The sequence below is a fragment of the Neptunomonas japonica JAMM 1380 genome, assembly GCF_016592555.1.
GTDB lineage: Bacteria > Pseudomonadota > Gammaproteobacteria > Pseudomonadales > Balneatricaceae > Neptunomonas > Neptunomonas japonica_A.
The window spans coordinates 118,175-133,975 of the sequence record NZ_AP014546.1; the positions used below are offsets into that span (position 1 = coordinate 118,175).

At 45.4% G+C, this 15,801-nt stretch carries 13 protein-coding genes; 2 read left to right on the plus strand and 11 right to left on the minus strand.

Annotation, left to right across the window (positions count from 1 at the left end; genetic code table 11):
• Nucleotides 1-79: 79 nt before the first annotated feature.
• Both NEJAP_RS00530 and cydD read right to left on the minus strand, forming a co-directional pair.
• Nucleotides 80-1,705, minus strand: coding sequence for an amino acid ABC transporter ATP-binding/permease protein (locus NEJAP_RS00530; RefSeq protein WP_201348799.1), 1,626 nt, complete (start codon nt 1,703-1,705; stop codon nt 80-82).
• The gene (gene cydD, locus NEJAP_RS00535) at nt 1,698-3,434 is read right to left on the minus strand and encodes a thiol reductant ABC exporter subunit CydD (protein WP_201348800.1); all 1,737 of its coding nucleotides are present in this window, start codon (nt 3,432-3,434) and stop codon (nt 1,698-1,700) included. The genes NEJAP_RS00530 and cydD overlap by 8 nt, the downstream gene beginning before the upstream one ends.
• Nucleotides 3,435-3,584: 150 nt before the next feature.
• On the opposite strand from cydD, the gene NEJAP_RS00540 reads away from it, so the two are divergent.
• Nucleotides 3,585-4,919, plus strand: a complete 1,335-nt coding sequence (locus NEJAP_RS00540; protein WP_201348801.1) for a sigma-54 interaction domain-containing protein — start codon at nt 3,585-3,587, stop codon at nt 4,917-4,919.
• A gap of 40 nt (nt 4,920-4,959) precedes the next feature.
• On the opposite strand, the gene cydX is transcribed toward NEJAP_RS00540, so the two are convergent.
• From cydX to NEJAP_RS00585, 9 genes are all read right to left on the minus strand, one after another.
• Entirely contained in the window at nt 4,960-5,058 is a 99-nt protein-coding gene (gene cydX / locus NEJAP_RS00545; protein WP_201348802.1) for a cytochrome bd-I oxidase subunit CydX, read from the minus strand.
• Between the two features lie 12 nt (nt 5,059-5,070).
• Nucleotides 5,071-6,207 carry a cytochrome d ubiquinol oxidase subunit II gene (gene cydB / locus NEJAP_RS00550; protein WP_201348803.1) on the minus strand — a complete coding sequence of 379 codons (1,137 nt, stop codon included), beginning with the start codon at nt 6,205-6,207 and terminating at the stop codon, nt 5,071-5,073.
• Nucleotides 6,200-7,768 (minus strand): cytochrome ubiquinol oxidase subunit I, encoded by a 1,569-nt coding sequence (locus NEJAP_RS00555; RefSeq protein ID WP_201348804.1) that lies wholly within the window; start codon nt 7,766-7,768, stop codon nt 6,200-6,202. The genes cydB and NEJAP_RS00555 overlap by 8 nt, the downstream gene beginning before the upstream one ends.
• Before the next feature lie 263 nt (nt 7,769-8,031).
• Nucleotides 8,032-9,342: an NAD(P)/FAD-dependent oxidoreductase gene (locus NEJAP_RS00560; protein WP_201348805.1), complete on the minus strand. Its 1,311-nt coding sequence runs from the start codon at nt 9,340-9,342 to the stop codon at nt 8,032-8,034.
• A 283-nt stretch (nt 9,343-9,625) separates the two neighbouring features.
• On the minus strand, nt 9,626-10,180 hold the full coding sequence (locus NEJAP_RS00565; protein ID WP_201348806.1) for a rhodanese-like domain-containing protein: 555 nt from the start codon (nt 10,178-10,180) through the stop codon (nt 9,626-9,628).
• Between the two features lie 25 nt (nt 10,181-10,205).
• Complete coding sequence (locus NEJAP_RS00570) at nt 10,206-10,652, minus strand: hypothetical protein (RefSeq protein WP_236591010.1); 447 nt, start codon at nt 10,650-10,652, stop codon at nt 10,206-10,208.
• 249 nt (nt 10,653-10,901) lie between these two features.
• Nucleotides 10,902-12,356 carry a biotin carboxylase gene (locus NEJAP_RS00575; RefSeq protein ID WP_201348807.1) on the minus strand — a complete coding sequence of 485 codons (1,455 nt, stop codon included), beginning with the start codon at nt 12,354-12,356 and terminating at the stop codon, nt 10,902-10,904.
• Between the two features lie 181 nt (nt 12,357-12,537).
• Nucleotides 12,538-13,509, minus strand: coding sequence for a C45 family autoproteolytic acyltransferase/hydolase (locus NEJAP_RS00580; RefSeq protein ID WP_201348808.1), 972 nt, complete (start codon nt 13,507-13,509; stop codon nt 12,538-12,540).
• 71 nt (nt 13,510-13,580) lie between these two features.
• Nucleotides 13,581-15,116 carry an amidase gene (locus NEJAP_RS00585; protein ID WP_201348809.1) on the minus strand — a complete coding sequence of 512 codons (1,536 nt, stop codon included), beginning with the start codon at nt 15,114-15,116 and terminating at the stop codon, nt 13,581-13,583.
• 40 nt (nt 15,117-15,156) lie between these two features.
• On the opposite strand from NEJAP_RS00585, the gene NEJAP_RS00590 reads away from it, so the two are divergent.
• On the plus strand, nt 15,157-15,540 hold the full coding sequence (locus NEJAP_RS00590; RefSeq protein ID WP_201348810.1) for a hypothetical protein: 384 nt from the start codon (nt 15,157-15,159) through the stop codon (nt 15,538-15,540).
• The last annotated feature ends 261 nt before the right edge of the window (nt 15,541-15,801 follow it).

Sequence of the window (15,801 nt, forward strand, 5' to 3'; positions counted from 1 at the left end):
CAGGTATTTATAGAAATACAGCTTTTTTAACAATGGGTTAGGGTTTTCCAGACCAGGTTCTGTCTACAGTTGTGTAGAATTAAAAGTTAAAAACTTTGTCCGAGTTGCTCATTAGTGATGAGTCATGGCTGTTGATGACGACAAGCTTTCCTGTCCAGTGCTGATGAAGTTTGTTGAGTATGCGTGCTGCGCGTGGCTGGTCAATACCTGCCGTAGGTTCGTCCAGCAATAATATACGGCTATCTTGGAGCAACAGTCGTGCAATGCCGAGCCGTTTTAATTCCCCTCCTGATAGCATGCGCTCGCCATGGCCAAGCCAGGTATTGAGCCCGTCAGGTAGCTGTTGTAGCCAATCATCTAATTCGACCAGCGTTAATACTTCAATAAGGGCTTCATCAGTATGTATTTGGTGCAAGCAGAGGTTATATCGTACAGTGCCACGTAGCAGGTCGATTTTCTGAGGCATGCTGTTGATTTGCTCGGCATGGCAGCCGTGAATACTTATATTCCCAGTGTGAGGCATGAGTTGGCCTGTTATCAAATGCTGCAATGTTGTTTTTCCATGTCCACTGGGTGCTGTTAGCCAGTACCAATGGGGAGCAGTTAAAGTGCCGCTGAACTGAGAAATGACTGCTGATGTTTGTTGAGGGTAGTAGTAACTTAGGTTAGATATTTTTACTGAAACCTCTTCGGTATCAACAGATTGTCTAGCCTTGTCTTCATTCTTAGGCTGGTTGTGAGAGGGCGAAAGGCTCTCAATTCTTTCTAATGCGGCGTACCCTAACCCAAAGTTTGCCAATGCACTGGTGCCGTTTAACATTATTTCTTGTGTGCCTAGTGTCAGTAACAGCAACATAAATAATTGCGAGCCTTCAATCTGATCTGCTGATAAAGCGAGCAGGCCTTGCCAGAGAACAACGAGCGAGAGAATGGCCAGTATTACTTGGTTGATTGAAAGTACGGTTTCTCGGGCAAGACTGGTTTGTTTTTCGGTAGCATCGGCAATACTTGCTTGATCCAATAGTGCAGTGCCAACCTTTTCAAGACGTTGATGTAGGGTGAGTAAGCGTAGGTTATTGAATATAGAGCTGGCAGTGCTCCATTGTTGGTTGCGCTCTCTATGGAGTTTGTCTTGCGGTGCCAGTACTTTACGCAGGTACAGCCAAGGCATGAATAAGATTGAGGTGAGTACTAATGGCACTAACCAAATGCCGCTATTAGGTAAAAAAATAGCCATGGTGAAAAGATACAACAGGCTACATAGAAGCATCACAAAGCCGGGAACGAGAGCTGATAAATACAGTGCCTCGGCATGTTTAATATCTTCTAATAAACGGCTGCTGGTATCGTGGCTATTGAGTGGGTTTTCTTGCCAGTTTTTACTGGCTATCGTCTTGAACAGCTCTGCTCTAAGCTTGGATATTACACGTAACGTTGCTTCGTGAGTCGTAACTCGTTCTCCATAACGGCCCACGGTACGTGTTATTGATAGCCCCCTAACGATAGCGCCTGGGGCAAAGTAGTTAAAGCTGTGTGCTCCTGCGATACTTAATCCTGCTAATGCTGTGGCGCTAATAAACCAACCGGATACTGCTAGCAGCGCAATTCCTGCGATAGCAGTGATAGCCGCTAGTAATAGTCCGATAACGGCCATTGAGCGTTCTTCCCACAATAAGCTGAAATAACGTGCGACTAACCTAGGCATTAGTGGCTTCCTCTTTACTATGTAGGGTAACTATTTGCTGGAAAAATGCCGTATCACTGGTGCGGTGGCTCGCCATAATTAGCATACCTCCTTGCTGGGTAAACTGTTGCAGCGCTTTTAAAAGTAGGCCTGCGGTATCGTTATCTAGGTTGGCTGTTGGTTCATCCAACAAGAGTAAATCGGGTTGATGCAAAAATATACGTGCCAGTGCAATACGTTGTGCCTGCCCACCTGATAAGTAACCGCCGCTGTCGCTGATGTGATAATCCAATTGTTTAGGAAGTTCTTTTACCAGAGCGTCAGCTTGTGCCGCCGCGAGTGCGGCAAAGAGCTGTTCATCAGTAAATGCTCTGCCCAGACAAAGGTTGTGACGAATACTGTCAAACAGCAATTCTGGTTGCTGTGCTATATAGCCAATCCTGCTTTGCCATGCCGTATGATTAAAAACGTCGATTGTCTGCTGGTTTATGAGTAGTTGCCCTGCTGCAATCGGTAAAAACCCTGCTAACGTATCCAGTAATGTGCTTTTCCCTATACCAGAAGAGCCGCGTAATAGGAGGCTTTGTCCGGGAGTTAGCGTTAGGTTTAGCGGTTTATTAAGAAGTTGGCCGTGTCGTGCTGTTTGTAGATCGCGAAACGTAATGGCGTTAATTTTTACGGGTAATCTTTTATGCTGGTTCTCTGTAGTTGGGTATCTGGCAGAGGTACTGTCGTTAGATGGATTGTTGCTAAATAAACGCAACAGGTGTTCGGCCACACTGATTGCATCTGCGCGTGCATGGTATAACGTGCCTAAGCGACGAAGTGGGAGGTAAAACTCGGGTGCTAGCATCAGTAAAAATATACCGTGCCCTAGCGAGATCTCGCCACTCCATGTACCAATTTGATACTTTCCAAGAAATAATAAACCTAGATAGACGGCGACTAAGGCGACGCTAATAGCGCTAAAAAACTCGAGTAGCGTCCCTGATAAGAACGCTAACCGGAGAACTTGCATAGTAGAGCGCCGGTAATTCTCGGACTGCGCATAGACACTCTCTGTTTCGTGAACAGTTGTCCTGGCTAACTGCAGAGCGTTGATTCCTTTTATGCGATCAGCGAGCAAGTTACCTAGACGATTTAATTGTGTCAGGTTTCGCTGGCTGGCCTCTGCTGCTTTATGGCCGGCGATGATCATAAATAATGGAACCAATGGCGCTGTCAGTGCAAAAATGAGCGGTACTAGCCAATTAATGCTGCTACAAGCAATGATAATGAGCAATGGAGCCAGTACGGCGAGTCGTTGCTGCGGGAGAAATTCTGCAAAGTAATCTCGAGTGCTATCAATTTCAGTACTGATTAAGCTGCTGAGTTCTGCCGCACTAAAGGATGGGTATAAGTGAATGTGATGGTGTTGGCAATGCTGAAATGTCGCAGTGCGTAAAGCATTGCGAATTTTGGCGCTGGCTTTATCGGCCAGCCGAGATTGAACTAATGGTAAAAGCGCTTTAATGCTGAGAACTAATGTTAACAGCCACCACCAGTGAGTTTGTTGCCAAATACTTTGTTGTAGGTAAACCGCATTATTAATGAGCAGTGCAATGGTGGCTGCAAAAACAATAGTCGATAAAGTTTGGACTATGCCAATGCCGGTGAGCCAATAGTTCTCTTGGCGCGCTATCTTGCCCGCGTTACGCAATAGCGTTTTAGCAGTGGGGCTGTCATATAAATGTGCTGTGCGGTTATTCATATAGAGTAACTCTTATGTAAGCCTTATGTTGGTGCGTTAGTACAGGCAAGTCTGTGCTGCTCCCTTGCCAGTCGGGACAAGGTTTCTGGCAGAGAATCAATTTTTTTGTCATTATCGTCATATACAAGACAATATTGACGGGACACGATTATGACCAATGCCAGCTGGTTGGAAACAATGCGCAATGTATTGGATAGCTATAACAACCCTGCCGTTTTGGTGGATGCTGACTACAACGTGGTGGCTACCAATAGTAACTATGATTTTCGCTTTGGCGAGTTGGATAGCCGTGGCCCTGCAAAATGTTATTACCTCTCGCATGGTTATCAACGCCCTTGCGACTTGGAAGGTGAGACATGCCCAATGCAAGAAGCGCGCGATACCGGTAAGCGTGCCAGTGTGTTGCATATTCATAATACACCTCAAGGTAAAGAGCATGTTGGGATAGAGACTATCCCGATTGTTGATGAGGAGCAGCGTGCTTATTTTATCGAAGTCATGAAACCGATTCTTGAGGTGAGTGCAGAGCCCATTGCCAATAAAATGATTGGGCGTAGTAAAGCTTTTAATAGGCTGGTTGATCTGATTCAGCGTGTGGGCAAAACCAATACCAATGTTCTTTTGATGGGGGCTTCGGGAACGGGTAAAGAGCTGGCTGCTCAAGCTATTCACTCGGTTAGTCCCAGAGCCAGCAAGCCATTTGTCACCGTTGAGTGTTCGGGGCTGACAGACACTTTGTTTGAAAGTGAGCTGTTTGGCCATATGAAGGGGGCTTTTACAGGCGCTACCTACACGCGGACAGGGCTGGTGAAGTCGGCTCATGGTGGTACCTTGTTTCTTGACGAGGTCGGTGATGTGCCTTTGCATCTTCAAGTTAAATTGCTGCGCTTGATTGAAACTAAAACTTTTCGTCCTGTCGGAGACAGTAAGCCGGCTGCTGCTGATTTTAGGTTGGTTTGTGCTACACATAAAGACTTGTTGGATATGGTGGAGAAAGGCGAATTTCGTGAAGATCTTTACCATCGAATCAGTACGTTCCCGATTCGTTTGCCTTCGTTGGCTGAACGAAGAGAGGATCTGCCGTTGCTGGTAAAAAGCATTTTGTTGCGTATCTCTGAGAACCAACCTTTGAGTCTGACCGAAACAGCGCAAGCGTTGCTTTCCCAGCAAGCGTTTAAGGGCAATATTCGGGAGCTGAAGAACATTCTTGAACGTGCGGTTGTGCTGCGTAATGACGATCAGATAGATGTTGAGGTTATACAGCAAAGTTTGCACCTGTTACCGGTAAACAAGGCTGCACATCATGATGCTCTAAGTGCAACGTCAGAAAGTGCTCTTCAGCTTTTAGCTGATAAGAAGCTGAACCTAGAGCAGTTGGAGCAAGCATACTTACACACACTGCTACAAACATACCCGGATAAAGGGCTGGTGGCCGACATTGCCGGATGCAGCTTGCGTACCTTGTATCGAAAACTGGAGCAGTAAACTGGAAAATGCCAGTTTACTGCTGCTCATGTATGCAGTTTTATTCTTCATCTTCCATCTGGTTTTCTAACCACATGGCGTTAATAATGCCAAAACTGCAGGCGAGTAAAACACCTAAGACCCAAGCGAAATACCACATGATGATCTCCTATTAATAAAATGAAATACTGTTACTTTCGATCGCTTCTGGTTCAACACGGCCCCACATTTTGTAATAACTCCAAACGGTATAGGCTAAGATTAGCGGCACGAAAAAGATCACCACCCATAGCATTATTTCTAGCGTAAGTTGGCTAGATGTTGCGTCCCACAGCGTTAAGCTACTCGCTAAGTCCAATGATGATGGCATTAAGAAGGGAAACAGCGTGGTGCCTGCCAGTAAAATAATGGCCGTTATTGAGAGCGCACTGCTTAGAAACGCCCAGCCGTAGAGCGCTAGTTTTGTCAGTAGGCTCGTTAATAAAGGTAAGGCCACAGCGAAAGCGGGTAGTAACCAGAGTTGTGGATAAGTCGCAAAATTTGCAAACCAGTCATCGGTACGAGTAACGGTTTTACTTAATGGGTTAGAGCTAGCGTCGCCTATAACAGCACTGCTAATTTCGTATCCGGGGATCGCCGTTACTAGCCAAGCACCTGCAAGAATAAGTAATAGGCTTAGCATGGGCGCAGTTAAGGCTGCAGCTGTTCTGGCGCGGTTTTGCACCTCGCCTCCTGCGCGCATTTGTAACCACGTAGCACCATGTGAAATAAGCATGACTACACTGGTTAAGCCACACAGCAGAGCAAATGGGTTGAGTAGTGCCCAAAAAGACCCGGTATAAGTTGGGCGGGTAAACTCATCAAAGCTAAAAGGCACACCTAAGAATAAATTCCCAAAGGCGACGCCAAACACTAATGCAGGCACAAATGAGCCTATGCACAGGCCTCGGTCCCAATGGTTTCGCCAGCGTTGACTCGGCATTTTACTGCGATATTCAAAGCCAATAGGGCGAAAGAACAGAGCAAACAATACCAGTAGCATCGCCCAGTAAAAGCCAGAAAATGCTGTGGCATATACGAGTGGCCAGGCGGCAAAGAGCGCCCCGCCGGCTGTCACAAACCAGACTTGGTTACCGTCCCAGTGTGGCGCTATGGTGTTAATAATGACACGGCGTTCAGTATCCGTTTTGCCGAGCAAAGGTAGCAACATAGCAGCACCAAGGTCAAAACCGTCGGTAATAGCAAAACCAATCAATAAAATGCCAACAAGTAACCACCACACTAGTCGCAGAGTTTCGTAATCAAACATGCTGCAGTCCTCCCTGTTGTTCGTTGTCGTAGCGGCCAGTTTCTAATGCACTTGGGCCTTTGCGGATATACTTCACCATTAAGTAAACTTCGATAACTAGAAATAGTGAGTAAAGGCTGACAAAGCCTGCAATGCTCATCCATAAATCAGTTTCAGTGAGGTTCGATGTGGCTACATAGGTGGGTAGGATTTCACCAATGGCCCAAGGTTGGCGGCCAAACTCTGCGATAAACCAGCCAGTTTCAATCGCAACCCACGGCAGAGGCAAACTGATTAGACAGAGCTTTAACAGCCATGGGGTCTTATGCTCACGGCGTCGTGCAGTGAAGTAAAAAGCTGCCGCGAAGGTTAGTAGCATGGTAAAGCCTGATGCCACCATAATACGGAAGGTCCAAAAAATGGGTGCCACCTGCGGAATAGTATCTCGGGCAGCCGCTTTGATCTGCGTCTCGCTTGCATCGACAACATTTTCGGTAAAACGCTTTAATAGTAACCCATAGCCGAGATCATCACTTACGGCACTAAATGCGGCACGGTTTTCAGCATTGTCTTCACCATTGCGTAGTTTCTGTAGTAAACCATAGGCGATCATCCCGTTACGAATGCGCACTTCACTGGCAGCAATTAAGTCTTTTATGCCAGTAACCTCTGTATCGGTGGAGCGGGTAGCTATCAAGCCCAGTAAATAGGGAATTCGCACCGCGTAATCTGTGGTTTGGTTTTCCTGATCAGGTAAGCCAACGAGAGTAAATGCGGCAGGCGCTGGGTGTGTTTCCCATTCAGATTCGATGGCCGCTAATTTTACTTTTTGCACATCGCCGACCTCATAGCCACTTTCATCGCCAAGAATGATGACCGATATAATAGAAGCTAGGCCAAAGGCTGAAGCAATTGCAAAGGAGCGCCGAGCAAAACCTACATCTTTATTACGTAACAGGTAGAGAGCACTGATCGACAGCACAAACATGGCGCCGGTGACATAGCCTGCTGATACGGTATGCACAAACTTGACTTGCGCAACCGGATTAAAAATCACTTCTGTAAAGCTCTCCATCTCCATACGCATGGTTTCAAAGTTGAAATAAGCGCCAACAGGGTTCTGCATCCAGCCATTAGCGATAAGAATCCACAGGGCAGAGAAATTGGAGCCGATGGCAACTAGCCAGGTGACTGAAAGATGCTGCACTCGAGAGAGGCGGTCCCAACCGAAGAAGAACAAACCAATAAAGGTGGATTCTAAAAAGAAAGCCATGAGGCCTTCTATGGCCAGTGGTGCACCAAAAACATCACCCACATAATGTGAATAGTAGGCCCAGTTAGTGCCAAATTGAAACTCCATGGTTAGGCCGGTAGTCACGCCTAGTGCGAAGTTGATACCAAAGAGTTTTCCCCAGAAACGGGTCATGTCTTTGTAGATTTGCTTGTTGGTCATCACGTAAACGGATTCCATGATAGCCAACATAAATGACAACCCTAAAGTTAGGGGGACAAATAAAAAGTGATACAACGCTGTTAGGGCAAACTGCCAGCGGGAAAGCTCCACAACTGTTTCGGAAACCATAAACAATGACCTTTTATCAAATGTAAATCTGGCTTATGCCGGAAGTAGTGAACAATGGCTGCTCAGCAATAAGCCGAGCATCTTACTCAAGTATTAGCATAAGCTGTGCCAGTTTCTTTACGTCTTCAAAAGTGCTTAAAAGCCTGCTAACCATGATGTATTTATAGCAGGAACGTAGGGTTTTGATAAGACGATGTCAATTCTGGCATTTCTTGCCTTAAAATTGACTAAAATGACAACTTAGTAGTGGTTTAAACAAACAGCTAAATAGGCGTATAGCCTTCAAGCATTACGTCGTAAACAGGCCTTATTAGTGATTTTTCCATTACCCAAGCCAGTTGGCTTTTCTTCAAAGGATCAACCACTTCAAAAGGTAGTGCGGTGACAGGTTGCATGCTGTAGTCGAACTCCCAAAGCATCGCGTGACCAACATCAAGAATCATTGGGCAAGAGGTGTAACCACTCCACCGGGCTGTCATGGGTTCTTCACGCATAAGTGATGTGAGGTTTTTAGCGACAACAGGGAGTTGTGCCTTTACTGACGCTGCTGTTTTTCCTATGGGTGTGCCAACCGTGTCACCTAGGCCGAAAATGTTTGGATAGCGTTTGTGCTGCAAGCTGTATTGGTCGACCTCAAGATAGCCTTTGAACTTGCTGTTGTCTGCCAGTACTGAATTGCGAACAACAGGAATGGCAGACATAGGAGGTACAATATGTATGAAGTCCCATGGTTGTGCTTGAGTGCCGTTGGGTGTTGCAAACCATGCTTGCTTACTCTGGCTGTCAATGGCTTTAAGCTCATGTAGGTAGTGCGCCGTTATTTGCCGCTCTTGCCAGATCTCTTGAAGACGATTATCGAATACTTCAACGGCAAATAGGCTGTTTTCGGCTGTCATGTAATTGATGTTAAACTGCTCTCTTTTACCTCCTTGGCGAACGAAATACTCTACCAAATTAGTTGCTTTCATCGGAGCGCCTGCACACTTCATTGCACCATGTGGGCGGGTAAAAACACCCTCTCCACCGTTGGATTGAGCAAATTTTAATGCTTGCTGGTGGCTGGCAATACCTGCCTCAGGGCTCAAGTAAATGCTGGCAACCCCATCTTTTCCTATCTGCTGGGTATCCAGACCTTCTATTAAATCGTAGCGTAACTCTAAGCCAGTAGCGACAATCAGGTAGTCGTAGTTAATAGTATCGTTTTGATTAGTGCGCACCCGGTTATGGTCAGGATCAAACTCACTAATTTCAGCGGTTACCCATTTTATATCAGTGTTTATGTATTGTTGGTTGCTACTTACTACATCTGCTTGGGTCTTATAAGCCCCGGCTAACAAGAGCGTTTGCCCAGGTTGATACCAATGATACGGACGAGGATCAACGACAGTGATGTGGGCGCCTTTTAAATACATTTGGAGTTTGTTGGCGATGCCTATGCCAGCAGCACCACCTCCGGCGATGAGTATGCGGGCTTTAGTTTCTAGTTTGCTTAGCTCCCAGCCTAAAATGCCTGCAGCTGAGGCGGCACCAAGTGAAGCACCTGTTATAAGAAGGTTACGTCGGCTAATGGACATAATTATTCACCCTTTTAGTTTGTTGCGATTAAATGGGGTGTGAGTTGTTAGATTATTCACCCTAACTAAAAGATAAAGCATGTGCTGTGCCACAAAATTTATTCTTTATAGCTTGTTGATAATAAAGGGTTACTTTATTTTTAATGAGCTTGCTGGTATTGATGCAGTAGAGGTGTGCTAAAAACGACACAATGAATGTCAGTTCTGACTAAGGAAGATAAGTGCTGCTTTCCGAGTGAGTCATTCAAAAAAGCGGGCTCTGTTAAGAAGAGCCCTTGAAGTATTATCTATCTGTTCTGTATATCTTGGTTGGGTTAGGCTTAGCTTTCCAAGGGAGGCCTGCGTTTTGCCAGCCGTTTTTAATCCGCAAGCCAGATTTCTCTCCCTCTTTTACTTTTGCACCCTGAAAACCATTAATCACATAGCGGGCATTTTTAAAGCCATTTTCTTGTAAGAACTGTGCACTGGGTAAGCCTCGCTCGCTTCCTGAACGACACATGGTAATGATAGTGGCACTTTCATCCAGCCCTTGCGCGGTTAATGCGGCTTTTATTTGGCTAATGAAGTCTGGATTTTTATAAAGGCGAAATCGCTTTTTCTTGGTGTCCCACTGGGAGCGGTCGACCATTAAATAAGGGATGTTAAGATCTACTTCATCGGTGAACCCAATGAACATGATCTCTACTGGATCACGAACATCAATGAAGAGAACATTCTCGCTTTGCTTTATCAGTGTTTGAGTGTCTTGTGGGCTAATGCCTATTTCATTGGCGTTAGCAGCGTATATGGGTAGCGCCAATGCTGTTGCAAGTAGGGTGCGAATAATTAGGTGTTTCATGACAAGTACTCACTATAGACATAAGTTAAAAGTTATAAACACGCACACTGCTTGATGACATCATGCTCGCCATTTGTGGTGGTGTAGCAACACTGACATCTTGGCGTAAGTCCTGTTTGCTATGAGTGCTATTGGGTAGGTAAAGCGCACAAACACTGACATTGCCGCCACTCTTTTGTAATTTAAGCATAAGTTGCTCTGGTGTCACATTACGTGGTTTTAATGTGGCGTTTGATGTGGTTTTCAGGGCCAAGTCACCAGCCGTATCGCATAAAAGTACGTCGACAGATACGCCTTTCGCTTGCATTGCATTACCTAAAACCATTGCCATACCCTGAGTTTGCAGCGATGCGCTAGTGAGGATAATGAGTGCTTGATTTGCTTGCGTGGCGCTATCTTCTGCTTGTACCGCTGCGATGGATAAAGAGCCAGCAACTAAGCATGCTGCAGCAATGTGTTTGATTGATTTCATATAAGTTCTCACTATAAAGGTAAAGGCATAAATTAGATATTATTAAATTAGATTTATCTAATATATTAAATTAAAATAGATCTGTAAAGAGCATAAGTAAGATGCTTATATTTATTGCTAATGGATTGGTGTGGGGCTTTTGTATTACAGCAAAGGGTATGACATGTACAAAAAAAGACCGCTCTCTGAGAAAGCGGCCAAAGGACTAGCTCTAAAGGACTGGTTGAAAAGAACCTGATTGGTCGATAGTTAGATCATTTTGCGAACGTTATCAGTTGGAATGTATGGGATTTCTAATTCATCCAGTGCTTTGTATTCAAACTCTGCGTTAATGGCTCTTACCCATTGATGAGCACGGGGTAGCAATTGACGGTCATCTGTTTGCATGCGTCCACGTGCAACTAAGATTCCCATGTCTGCTCCTAAGTAGGCATAATCACCGGCATTATAAACCCGTATATAAAAGGCATCCTGACCATCACTTACATTGTTCCAGTCGATGCTGTTACGAACAAAGGTGATATTGCCATCGTCGAGCATACGCCAGATACCTGATTGCGGCGCTTTTGTGATTGAACGTACTTCATCGGTAGTGTGCTTAAGTACAAGCTGTGTCCAACTACCAAAATCTGACCAGCGTTTTTGAATCTCATCTACATCAATTTCAAAGTCGACATCCATGAATTCAAGCAGATGAAACAGCATTAATGGGATGCCGCCATATTTTGAAGTGACTAAGTTTGTAAGCGGGCTGGCGCCACTGATGCGAGGGTTGATTTCCCCTAGGTACACTTCACCGTCATCGGTGTCGACGAGGTAATCAAAGCAGAAAGTGCCGCGATAACCTGTTTCGTAGAGCTTGTCCCCCATGGCCTTAACCATGCTGATAATTTTATCGCGCTGAGCGCCTTGTAGGATCTCAGGGAAAATATCATTACCACACCAACCGCCTTTATACGGTGTTAACTCTTGGTAACCGGTGATGTCTGTTTGTAGTGGCCCAACCATGGTACCGCAACGGGTAGCAACGGCTTCAACAGTGCCGGGGATGTGATTAATATATTTCATCACCTTGAGCGTTTCGCCAACCACTTTATCGGCTACTTTATCCCAATCAGCTTCATTGCTAATGAAATAGGTTGTTTTGCCGGAGTCGCCATATGGGGTTTGTACAACTAGTTTTTCTCCAAGCTTACTTTCAGCGGCTAAGGCACTTAGCTCTTGATAGCTGGAGGCTTTTACATCAACAATGTTAGGGGCGCTAGCGACGCCTGCTTCGTTAGCGAGTTGAGTGGTGACAATCTTAGAGTCTAGACGAGTGCGCAGCTCGGCAGGAGGCAGCGCAATATCAACACCGAGTTGCTTGGCAATCTCTTCGGTTTTTTCATCGAACATAACGGTCAGTATTTTGCCTTTACCGCCGTTTCTCTGGAATAAGTCGACAGATTCTTTATGGCTTAACAGGTAATTGACCATATCCTCCATCGACTGAAACTCTCTTTCAGTGTTTTGTTCTGGGTTGGTAACGCGGAAGTGGCCACCGTCAAACGAGTCGAAATGGGTAATATACTTAAAACCTTGTATCCATTGTCCTAAGCCAAGAATGTTGTAGGCCGTTGGCGAAACGAAGTAGATAGGCGTGGTGTTCTTACGGAAAAAACGATAAATGTCGGATAAACCGCGAAGCTTTTCTGGCGTACTCATAATTACGTCCTCATTATTATTATCTTTAACTAAAATTGTGTTTTCTTCCAGTTCTGTGCCCGCTTTCTGCGGGAAAATAGATCTGAAAATACGGGTCGGTAATGATGTTATTTTTATTATCAAAGAGGTCATGCAGCTCCGTCAGTGTTCTTTATTTTTTAAAAAGCAGAGGCTTATCTTGTTAGGCATACTTAATATCCAGTGTTTGTTCGGGAAAGTGGTCGAATGTTAGGTTTAAGATGTGTTGAGGCCAGATGTAGCTGACATGCCCTGTTGCTGGCTTATACACCGCTGTGTATAACGTCCCCGAAGCATTACTGTCGTGAGGGCGGTATAACGGTGTGTGTAAAAATTGTGTGACAGAGTGTGCTAAAGAGGTTTCATTGTTGGCATTAATCCAGTTAAGCGCTTCTAGTCTGGTGCCTGAGTCTTTAAGAAACAGAGGCTTGCCTGTTTCAATAGGATCTTGGTGGTTGGTGGATGTAGATTCTTGTGTAACCAGTGGATCTCTATCTGGAGCGATCATTACGGTGGCATGGTTTCCATGTTTGTCGAGTAAGGCGATATTGTAATCAAGATGCACAGGGACCCTGTTTAGTACGGCAATAGCATCCTCGACGCTAAGACATGTTTCCAATATGTATCTAACAACAAGTGTAATACCGAAACCTTTGCCTTCGACTAAGCGCCCTCCGTAATTAATGGAAATAGCTAGGCCGTCATCATTAATGCCATCCAACACTCCCCACACGCAATCTGCCATCGCAATGACATGTTTGTCGAGCCACTTGCTCCGTAAAATGGTGCCTTCGCATAAAAATGCAGGGAAGTCATAATTACGGATCAGTGCCGTTTGCTCTTTTTTATAGATCAGTTGAGAGCAGGCAGAATAAAAGGTTGGAGGGCAGTACAAGCTAAGAAACCTGGCTTGCAGATCATCACAGTTTAGTAGTTTTAAAATGTCTTGATAGAGTGGGTAAAGCTCTGGCATGTACGCTTGTAAAGCAGAAATACATTCCAAATAACTAGGACGTGCCTCTTCCCCTTCATCCAGATACCAAGCACGGTAAGCAGGCCAGTTTTTGTTAAATAACTGGCTAAATTTATCGCCTGGTGATACTTCATTTATCACGTCAAACTGCAGATTTCTCACTAAGGTACTGTCTCCGTACTTCTTGTTTGGCTGATTTAATACTCGGGTCATTGAGTATGAGTAGAGCGCGGTTATTTCGGCGGCTGCTCAGTCAGCTTCTCGTTCAAAGAGTCTTTTGGAGAGTTGTCCCAACCAATAATGTTTTCAAGCTGCTCGGCGATGTCGAGTACCGAGGCATCACTCCCAACGGGAGCGGCTATTTGAACTGATAAAGGAAGGTTTTCATCGCCGAGCCCCATAGGGATTACACATGCAGGCATCCCGGTGAGATTGGCATCATAGAGAAAAGACACCCAATCTAGCCAAGGGTTTGTGATCTTGGTTGAACCGACATATTTAGGGTAACGACGAGTGTGTTTAAATGCTTCAATGCCTAGTGCAGGAGTCATAAAAAATGAGGACGCATTCCTCTCGAACATAGCAGTGTAAGCGGTATGGATGACTTCACGATGGTCTTCGGCTGCGTTAAATTCATCTTCTGTCAGGCTTGCTCCAAAGTGGAGTGTATCCAAAGTGCCTTTTTCTAGGCCCTTTAGAGGGGACTCTTTCTTCTTTTGAAAGCTCCATGAGTCGTAATGAGCAGATGTTGCCCAAGCAATAACAGATGAAGGTAGGTGAGGATGGTCGTAAACGATTTCTGCACCGGCCTCTTCAAGCTTTCTTACTATCCCACGAAAGGTCAGGCGAACATCATCATCGATGGGCGCAAAACCTAAATCCTCAGAGATGATTATTTTTTGTCCAGCCAGTGCTAAGGGGTGAAGGGCATGAGCCGATAGGTCATCTAAATAGGCTTTATCTTCGTTGTTAGCAGCGACCACGGAGTACATTAAACGCGCATCTGCTACCGTGCGTGCCATTGGGCCGTAGGAAACAATGGTGCTCCATGACGGAAAGCAGGGCTCGCGAGGCACCGCCTTAAATGAAGGCTTAAAACCTACAATGCCGCAAAATGCTGCAGGGATACGAATCGATCCACCGCCATCACCGCCAAGCGATAACGTGCCCGCCCCTGCCGCCACGGCTGCACCAGCACCCCCTGAAGAACCTCCGCAGGTGCGTTCAGTATTCCATGGGTTAGAGGTAGTGCCGTATAGCTGTGATGAAGTTGTGCCTGTTAGGCAGAACTCTGGACATGTGGTTTTAGCGAAGATGACAGCACCGGCATCTTCCAGGCGCTGAACGGCCGCGCTGGTAGCATGAGGCACAAAGTCTTGTTGAGTACGTGAACCATTAGAGCAAGACACTCCTTCGAGCCACTGTGAGTCTTTGATGGTAATAGGTAGACCGCATAATGGGCCTCCTAAGCCTTCGGCTAGTAGCTCGTCTGCATGAGCGGCTGCTTTGCGTGCTCGCTCATAGAGCTTGATTGAAAATGGATTATAAGCTTGTGCGACATGCTCTGCATGCTGGATTGTCTCTTCGAGAAGTTCTTTCGCCGAAATACGGTGAGCGCGCAGATCTGCAACGAGTTCAACAGCTGTTTTATTGCCCAGTTTCATCAAGAGTCCTTCATTATACTTATTATTAATGGCTTCTGTGTAACCCGCTTGAAGTGCATAGATACTTCGTATTTGCTGGTTGTCGAGCCTTACAACATGCCTCATAATGTAAAATCATCTCTCTGAAAAAGCAACACTATGAATCATGATGTATGACAATGAGAGTCTGGAGACCTTCCTCCAAATAGCAGGAAAGATTACTCAAGCCGAACTTTCTTTTGTACGAGATCAAGGGCGACTGGGTGATTATGCAGTCGCTTATCGCGTCTATAGAAATAAACAGGGTGGTGGTTTCGGCGACCCTGATAAGCACCCGTTTGCTTGGGCCGCTATTGTTTATGTTGATGGTTTACCATTGCGCTTAAACAGCGCTCGTGGTGATTGTCGTGAGTGGTCAACATTAGATCGTGTAGCACAATGGATGCTGGATAACGGCTTTACCTATTGGTGGACACGAAATGATTTAGAAGTTGGCAATGTAGAGCCGCTTGATACCATCGCTGAGTCACTTGGCTACCCAGAAATGTAAGGTGCTCTTGAGAAGCTATGGATATCAGCCTAATCTTTGATGATAGCTAAAACATAATTGTCTTATGTTCGATATATTAAACATTGGTTGAGTGTGCGTTTTTCATCAAAGTAAGTGATAACAGCGAAATAGAAAGGTTTTAAAATAAATGCCTAGCATTATTTTTAGGCTTATTATTCAATATAAACAATGACTTGCATTAATTTATCCTCGTTGTTGCTTGCTTGGGTATGCTTGATTTTTTTTCATGGGATCGGGTTG

Coding starts and splice junctions, on each gene's coding strand:
- NEJAP_RS00540 (WP_201348801.1), top strand. CDS start 3,585: ATGACCAATGCCAGCTGGTTGGAAACAATGCGCAATGTATTGGATAGC.
- NEJAP_RS00575 (WP_201348807.1), bottom strand. CDS start 12,356: ATGAGTACGCCAGAAAAGCTTCGCGGTTTATCCGACATTTATCGTTTT.
- NEJAP_RS00530 (WP_201348799.1), bottom strand. CDS start 1,705: ATGCCTAGGTTAGTCGCACGTTATTTCAGCTTATTGTGGGAAGAACGC.
- cydB (WP_201348803.1), bottom strand. CDS start 6,207: ATGTTTGATTACGAAACTCTGCGACTAGTGTGGTGGTTACTTGTTGGC.
- NEJAP_RS00565 (WP_201348806.1), bottom strand. CDS start 10,180: ATGAAACACCTAATTATTCGCACCCTACTTGCAACAGCATTGGCGCTA.
- NEJAP_RS00590 (WP_201348810.1), top strand. CDS start 15,157: ATGATGTATGACAATGAGAGTCTGGAGACCTTCCTCCAAATAGCAGGA.
- NEJAP_RS00585 (WP_201348809.1), bottom strand. CDS start 15,116: ATGAGGCATGTTGTAAGGCTCGACAACCAGCAAATACGAAGTATCTAT.
- NEJAP_RS00555 (WP_201348804.1), bottom strand. CDS start 7,768: ATGGTTTCCGAAACAGTTGTGGAGCTTTCCCGCTGGCAGTTTGCCCTA.
- NEJAP_RS00560 (WP_201348805.1), bottom strand. CDS start 9,342: ATGTCCATTAGCCGACGTAACCTTCTTATAACAGGTGCTTCACTTGGT.
- NEJAP_RS00570 (WP_236591010.1), bottom strand. CDS start 10,652: ATGAAATCAATCAAACACATTGCTGCAGCATGCTTAGTTGCTGGCTCT.
- cydX (WP_201348802.1), bottom strand. CDS start 5,058: ATGTGGTATTTCGCTTGGGTCTTAGGTGTTTTACTCGCCTGCAGTTTT.
- cydD (WP_201348800.1), bottom strand. CDS start 3,434: ATGAATAACCGCACAGCACATTTATATGACAGCCCCACTGCTAAAACG.